Annotated in this window: 3 protein-coding genes and 3 pseudogenes; 4 read left to right on the forward strand and 2 right to left on the reverse strand. The window is 74.9% G+C overall.

Annotation, left to right across the window (positions count from 1 at the left end):
- Window position 1: 1 nt before the first annotated feature.
- A pseudogene (locus FF86_RS27320) lies at window positions 2-1,488 on the reverse strand (acyl-CoA carboxylase subunit beta); the annotation flags it as partial.
- Between the two features lie 502 nt (window positions 1,489-1,990).
- Here FF86_RS27320 and FF86_RS27325 point away from each other — a divergent pair.
- A complete protein-coding gene (locus FF86_RS27325; protein WP_044888167.1) occupies window positions 1,991-4,618 on the forward strand; it encodes an MMPL family transporter in 2,628 nt (875 codons plus the stop codon).
- Window positions 4,619-4,678: 60 nt separating this feature from the next.
- On the opposite strand, the gene FF86_RS27330 is transcribed toward FF86_RS27325, so the two are convergent.
- A complete protein-coding gene (locus FF86_RS27330; RefSeq protein ID WP_044888166.1) occupies window positions 4,679-5,587 on the reverse strand; it encodes a LysR family transcriptional regulator in 909 nt (302 codons plus the stop codon).
- Window positions 5,588-5,712: 125 nt separating this feature from the next.
- On the opposite strand from FF86_RS27330, the gene FF86_RS58955 reads away from it, so the two are divergent.
- From FF86_RS58955 to FF86_RS68705, 3 genes and pseudogenes are all read left to right on the forward strand, one after another.
- Window positions 5,713-6,258, forward strand: a 546-nt coding sequence (locus tag FF86_RS58955) for an NAD-dependent epimerase/dehydratase family protein (protein ID WP_242419717.1), incomplete at its 3' end; no start/stop codon positions are given.
- 1 nt (window position 6,259) lies between these two features.
- A pseudogene (locus tag FF86_RS68700) lies at window positions 6,260-6,820 on the forward strand (NAD-dependent dehydratase); the annotation flags it as partial.
- A gap of 1 nt (window position 6,821) precedes the next feature.
- Window positions 6,822-6,909, forward strand: a pseudogene (locus FF86_RS68705) (hypothetical protein); the annotation flags it as partial.
- Between the last annotated feature and the right edge of the window lie 477 nt (window positions 6,910-7,386).

Genomic DNA, 7,386 nt, shown 5'->3' on the forward strand with positions numbered 1-7,386 from the left:
NCGCCGCGCCGGCGCGGCGGCAAGCGCGCGGGCGATGCGGGGGCGGGTGTCGACCGGGTCGATGACGTCGTCGATGACGCCCAGCGCCACTCCGCGCTCGACGCCGCCGGCGGTACGGGTGTGCTCCTCGACGAGGCGGGCGAGCACGCCGGGCCGGGCGTCGTCGGAGGCGGCGGCCAGCGCGCGCCGGTGCAGGATGCCGACGGCGGCCTCGGCGCCCATCACGGCGACCTCGGCCTCGGGCCAGGCGAGCACGGCTGTGGCCCCGAGCGAGCGGGAGTTCATCGCGATGTAGGCGCCGCCGAACGACTTGCGGGTGATGAGCGTGACCCGGGGGACGGTCGCCTCGGCGAAGGCGTAGAGCAGCTTCGCGCCGCGGCGGACCACCCCGTCCCATTCCTGGCCGACGCCGGGCAGGTAGCCGGGGACGTCGACGAGGACGACGAGCGGGACGCCGAAGGAGTTGCACATCCGGACGAATCGGGCGGCCTTCTCGGCGCTCAGGGAGTCCAGGCAGCCGCCCTTGCGCAGCGGGTTGTTCGCGATCACGCCGACGCTGTGGCCGTAGAGCCGGCCGAGGCCGACGACGACGTTGGGCGCCCAGCGCGGCTGGAGCTCCTCGAAGCCCCCCGGGCCGTCGTCGCCGTCGAGCAGCCGGTACACCAGCGGGTGCACGTCGTAGGCCCGCCGCGGCCGCGCCGGCAGCAGGGACCGCGGGTCGCGCGGGTCGGGCGCGACCCGCTCCTGTCCGGCGTCGGCGGCCGTCTTCTCGGCGGTGATGGCGTCGGCGGCCGCCTCCTCGGCGGTGATGGCGTCGAGGTCGACGTGCCCCGGCGCGGCGAGCAGCGTGGTGATCCGCCGGGCCCGCTCGTAGGCGTCGCTCTCGGAGCGGGCGACGACGTGGACGACGCCGGAGCGCCGGCCGTGCGCGTCGGCACCCCCCAGACCCGCCATGTCGATCTGCTCCCCGGTGACGCTGCGCACGACGTCCGGGCCGGTGACGAAGACCCGCCCGTCGGGCGCCATGATGACGACGTCGGTCAGCGCCGGCCCGTACGCGGCGCCGCCGGCCGCGGGCCCCAGCACCACGGAGATCTGCGGCACCCGCCCGGAGGCGTGGATCATGGCGGCGAAGATCTGGCCGATGCCGTCGAGCGCCTCGACGCCCTCGGCCAGGCTCGCCCCGCCGGAGTGCCACAGTCCGACGACCGGCACGCCGTCGCGGACGGCCTCCTCGATGGCGGCCACGATCTGCCGGGCGCCGACGGCGCCGAGCGCTCCGCCCATCCGGGTCCCGTCGGTGCAGAAGGCGACCGCGGCCACGCCGTCGATGCGGCCCCGCCCGGCCAGCACCCGGCCGCCGGCGGGCGCGGCGTCGGCGACGAACGAGCCCGCGTCGAACAGCTGGGACAGCCGGCGACCGGGGTCGCGCACATCCTGGCCGGGGATGACGACCGCGGTCTGGCCGATCCTGGTCGGCTGGGTCATGGCTTCCTCTCCCGCACGACGCCGGTGGCGACGCCCCGGTGTCGCAGCTGCGATCCTCGGGCGCCACCCGCGCCGCGCCACGGGTCGGTCGGTCACCGGCGGGCGGGCCGCCCCCCGGTGTTCCTGTCAGTGTCGACCAGCGGTCTTGCATTCCCCTAAAGAATCGATAGGGCGCGCTCCCTCGCGGGGACCGGAAAAGTCCGCCGCATTTCCTCGCCGGCCTTTTCCGTCGCCGCGGACCGTGCCGGCCATTGCCCGCAAGGCCGCCGCCGCGGTCGGGATGGTGGTGCCGCCGGTCCCGGCGCGGTTTCGCGGACGCGGAACGCCGACCCTCGAAGTCACGGCGACCGGCCGGCACCCCCGTGCCATCTCGACCGCACAGCGCCGGACACGCATTGACGCTGATCGTCTTGGTGCGCTCAGATTGTCCCCGCGGTAGCGGGAATACNGACAAACAGGGCGAGGCGCCGGAGGTGGCGGCCCGGGCGTCGAGGAGTGAGCTGTGGGGCTGATCGCCGGGTGGTGCCTGCGGTACCGGTGGATCGTGGTGGGCGCATGGCTGATCGTTCTGGTTGCCGGCGGCGTGCTGGCGGGCCACGAGGGCGCCCGTTACCACCAGACGTTCGGTGTCGCCGGCACCGACTCCCAGCTCGCGACCGACGCCCTGGCGAACGTCGTGCCCGGCGGCCTGCCCGACGCCGAGATGATCGTCGTGCGGGCCCGCGAAGGCGACATCAACGCCCCGGCCGTCCGCCAGCGGATCGCGGCGATGACCGCGCGGGTCGCCCGGCTGCCCGGGGTGGCCACCGCGATCGATCCGTACGGGCCGGCCGGCGGCCTGCTGCTCGGCGTCGAGCCGGTGGCGCGCGACGGGCGCGCGGCGATCGTGGGTGTCGTGATGAAGGGCGCCGCGACGACCCCGGACCTCGCCGCGGTGCGACGCCTGATCGCGACCGCCCGCGCCTACGACGGGCCGGACCTCCAGGTGGAGATGTCGGGCCCCGGCACGACGATCATCGTCCAGGGGAACATCTCCACGACCCCCATCGCCCTGGCCGTCGTGGCCGCCACGATCATCCTGTGCCTGGTGGTACGCGCGCCGGGCGGGGTCGCCGTCTGCGCGCTGGTCGCCGGCGCGACCGCCGCGGGGGTGCAGGCCGGCGTGACCCTGCTCTCCCACCGGGTCGAGGTCAGCCCGCTGGCGCCGCTGCTCGCCGTGATGATCGCCGTGGGGACGAGCCTCGGCGCGGCGGTCGTGGTCGTCCACCGCTGCCAGGCCGGGATGCGCGCCGGACGGCGGCCACTCGACGCGGTCGCCGCAAGCATGGCCCAGCCCGGGCGCGCGCTCGTCTGGGGTGGCCTCGGCCTCGCCGTCGTCATGCTCGGCACCAGCGCGCTGCACGCGAGTGTCCTCGCCGGCCTCGCCCCCGCCGCGTTCGTCGCGGCCGCGGTCGCCAGCCTCGCCATCGCCACCCTGCTGCCCGCGACGCTCGCCGTCGCCGGCCGGGGCCTGCTGGTCTGGACCGAGCGCACCCAGCTGCGCGCCACCGGCCGCGGCCTGCCGGTCCGGCCGGGTCTGCGCTCGGCGTGGGCGGGCCTCGTCGGGCGCTTCCCGGGGATGCTCGCCGCCGCGGCGGTCCTCCTGCTGGCCGCGCTGGCGCTGCCGATCATCGGACTGCGTCTCGGTGGCGGCGACGGGGGCGTCGACCCGACGTCGGTGACCACCCGGCGGGCCTACGACATCATCAGCGACGACTACATCGCGGGCCTGAACGGTCCCGTCCTCGTTGCCGTGTCGAACCTGCCTGTGTCGAACCTGCCCGCGTCGGGCCTGCCGGCGGCGAACCCGCCCGCGGCGAACCCGCCCGCGGCGAACCCGCCGGCCGCGGACCCGGCCGTCCTGGCGACCCTGCTCGACCGCCTCGGCACCACTCCGGGGGTGGTCAGGGCCTTCCAGGTGTTGCAGAATCCCGCCACCCGCTCGGCGCTGATCGAGGTCCTGCCCCAGGCGGAGCCCCGCTCGGCGCAGGCCAGCGACCTCGTGCGGCGGCTGCGCACCCGGGCGGTGCCCGCCGCCGTCGCCGGCACGACCGTGCGGGTGCACATCGGCGGCCAGACCGCGCTGTTCGACGACATGGCGACCCGCTTCACCCGGGTGCTGCCGGCCTTCGCGGCCCTCGAACTCGTCGTCCTCGGGGTGACCGTGCTCGCGAGCGTGCGCCGCGTCGGCCCCACCGCGGCGATCGTCGGGGCCAGCGCGCTGACCACGGCGGCGTCGCTCGGCGCCATCACCTTCGTCTTCTGCGACGGCCGCCTCGCCGGACTGCTCGGGGTGCGCGGTGGGCCGATCGAACCGTTCGTCCTCGGTCTCATCCTGATCCTCTCCTTCGGCCTGGCCATCGGCATGCACCTGACCCTGCTGCGCCGGCTGCGGGACCCGCAGGAGCAGCCGCCGGACGGCGGGGACCCGGCGACGGCGATCCGGTCGGGCCACGCGGACGTCGGCCACGTGGTCGTCGCGACCAGCCTGATCCTGATCGCCGTCTTCGCCGGGCTGGCCTGCCAGCAGGTGCGCACGATGAAGCTGCTCGGCCTCGGGCTGGCCGTCGGCGTCGCGCTCGACGCGCTGGTGCTACGTGTCCTGCTGCTGCCGGCGCTGGTGCACCTCACCCGGGACACCACCGGCAGGCGGCCGGTGGCCGGGCCCGCCGCGGGGCGGTCGACGGCGCCCGGCAGTGAGGGAGCGCCGCAGCCGGCGGACCGGGCGGCCGCGCCGAGCGGGACACACGGGATGCCCGCGCCGCGGACCGCCCGGCCCGGGACCGCCTCTGCCGACAGCACCGGCACCGACGCGCCGCCTGGCCCGGGCGTGCCGGTGGGGGTGGCCGCCGGCGGCGGCTCCGGCTCGCCGGCCGAGTCCGCACGCGCCGAGGACACGGTGCCGACCCGGCTACGCACCCGGGGGCGGGCGCCGCGTGCCGCCGTCGGCGCGGTGGCCGGTCGCGAGGTCGACGCGGCGGCGCGCCTGCCCGGCGGCCGGGGCGTTGCGGGGCCGGCGACCGGACCCACCGCTACCGCACCGTGGAGCTGGTTCGAGCCGCACCGTCCGGCCAACCCGGGCCCGGACTGACGGCGGCGATGGCCGTCACCCCGCTCAGGCTGCTGACCTGGGCGGCGGGCGGTACGGCCGTCAGGGCAGCAGCGCGCGCACGTGGGTGGGCAGCAGCCGGGTGTGCCGGGTGAGCAGGTCGAGGAAGGCCGCGCTGAGCACGTCGGGTTCGTCGCGCGCATAGGCGGCCAGCGGGCGGCGCAGCGGTGGATCGACCCGCAGGACCCGCCCGGCGAACGGATCGGGCACGATGCTCGCCGGGACGAGGGCCGGGCCGAGCCCGGCGGCGGCGAGGACCGGGGCGGCCGCGGTCTGCTCGGTGCGGACCGCGGCGCGGGGCCGGAACCCGGCGTCCGCGGCGGCTCGATCCAACACCTCGGCGAGGCCGTGACCGGGGGCGTAGTGCACCCAGTCCCGGGTGGCGAGGCGGCCGAGCCCGACCTGGGTCGTCGCGGCGGGTACGGCCGGGTCGCCCGGCGGCAGCACGACGACGAACTCCTCCTCGCCGAGCGGCCGGACCGGGCCGTCCCAGCTCGGCGGCGGCGGTCCGATCGCGAGGTCGGCCTGCCCGGCGAGCATCGCCTGTTCGAGCTCGTCGGCGTGCCGGTGCTCGAACAGGCGCACCCGCACCCCCTCGTACGCCCGGTGCCAGGCACGCAGCACCGGCGGCAGTATCCCCAGGGTCACCGAGTACACGGTGGCGACCTGCACCTCGCCGCGTTCGAGGCCGGCGGCACGACGCGCGGCGCACCGGGCGCGCTCGGCCTCGGCGAGCGCGGCGCGGGCGTGGGGGAGCAGCGCCCGGCCCATCGGCGTCGGCCGGACCGCGCGCGGGAGCCGTTCGAGCAGCGCGCCGCCGACCGCCCGCTCCAGCGCCCGTACCTGGTGCGACAGCGCCGGCTGGCTGACGTGCAGCAGCTCGGCCGCCCGGGTGAACGACCCCTCGTCGACGACCCGCACCAGGTATTCAAGCTGACGCAGCGTTGCCATAGACCGATTTTATGAGTCCGACAAGAACTATGTCTTCGACTTATGGCCGCGCGGTGCGCAGGCTGGAGAGATCGCCGTTCCCCGGCCCGGTCCGGAGCCGCCACCGCCGACGTCAGGAGCACCGGATGACCCCCAACCACGCCCCCCGCCCCGAGGCCCCCCGCCCCGAGGCCCCCCGCCCTGAGGGCAACCGCCCCGCACGCACCCATTTCGAGCGCACCTCTGCCGCGGGCACCGATCCGGAGGGCGCCCAGACTGCGGGCGCCCAGACCGCGGGCAACGTCGCGCTGGTGGTCGGCGCTCAGGGGGTGATCGGCCGCACCCTCGTCGAGCATCTCGCCGGCCTCGGCGACTGGGAGGTCATCGGGGTGTCGCGTCGCGGCGGCCGCCCGGCGCCGCGCGTGCGCCACGTCGCCGTCGACCTGCTCGACCTCGACGCCACCCGGGCCGCGCTCGGCAACCTGCGCGCGGTGACCCACGTGTTCTACGCCGCCTACCAGGAGCGACCGACCTGGGCCGAGCTCGTCGCGCCGAACCTGGCGATGCTGACGAACGTCGTCGAGACCGTCGACGCGGCGAGCCCGGCGCTGCGCCACGTCAGCCTGATGCAGGGTTACAAGGTGTACGGCGCGCACCTCGGCCCGTTCAAGACCCCGGCGCGGGAGTCCGACNCCGGGCACATGCCGCCGGAGTTCAACGTCGACCAGCAGGACTATCTGACCGCCCGCGGTCGGAATGCGGGCTGGAGCTGGTCGGCGATCCGCCCGTCGGTCGTGTGCGGGTTCGCCACGGGCAATCCGATGAACCTCACGATGGTCCTCGCGGTGTACGCCTCGATGTCGAAGGAACTCGGCCTGCCACTGCGCTTCCCGGGCGCGCCGGGGGCCTATGACGCGCTGCTGGAGGTCACCGACGCCGGCCTGCTCGCGAAGGCGACCGTGTGGGCGGCGACCACCGCCGCGTGCGCCGATCAGGCCTTCAACATCAACAACGGTGACCTGTTCCGGTGGAGCGAGATGTGGCCGGCCGTCGGCCGCTATTTCGGCCTGGAGGTCGCCGCGACGCTGCCGATGAGCCTCGAGTCCGTGATGGCGGACAAGGAGGAGCTGTGGAAGACGATGACCGCCCGCCACGGCCTCGCCGGTCACTCCTACCGGGAGGTCTCGTCCTGGCGGTTCGGCGACGCGGTGTTCTCCTGGGACTACGACATGATCGCCGATGGCTCGAAGGCCCNCCGCTTCGGCTTCCACGAGTACGTCGAGACCGAGACGATGTTCTACGCCCTTTTCGACGATCTCCGCCGCCGCCGCGTCATCCCCTGACCGGGAGAGCTGGGTCTGTCCCCCGACAGGACTGTCGCTGCGGCCCGCGTGACGGGCTTGGCTGAACCCGCAGTCGGCTTCAGTAAAAGCGGGGGCTTCCGCTCGGAGGATAGAATCCTGGCGAAACTTATAGAAAGAATATTCGACTTTCGCCGAATTACTGAACTCTACACCGAGCTCGACCTTCGCGGTTAGGTGGCGGCGATCTCCCAAGTCGGCCGGAGGGTGTGGAGTTCTGCGGGCGTCGTCTGCCCGGGGTGAACGGCCTGATATTTGACGGTGATCAGGACGCGGCGGATCTTGTGGAACATGTCGGCGGTGGGGGAATGGGTCTTGGTGGTGTACCCGGGTGCGTGCTGGCGGTGGTCGGCGGCGGCGGGGTGGTAGCCGGCGGTGGCGTTCCCGGCGACGGTGAGGGTCTAGTAGACCGTCGCCACTAATGTTTGGGGTATAGGTGGCGGAGTTTGGTGCGGGCGT

It is taken from the genome of Frankia sp. CpI1-P (assembly GCF_001421075.1).
GTDB lineage: Bacteria > Actinomycetota > Actinomycetes > Frankiales > Frankiaceae > Frankia > Frankia torreyi.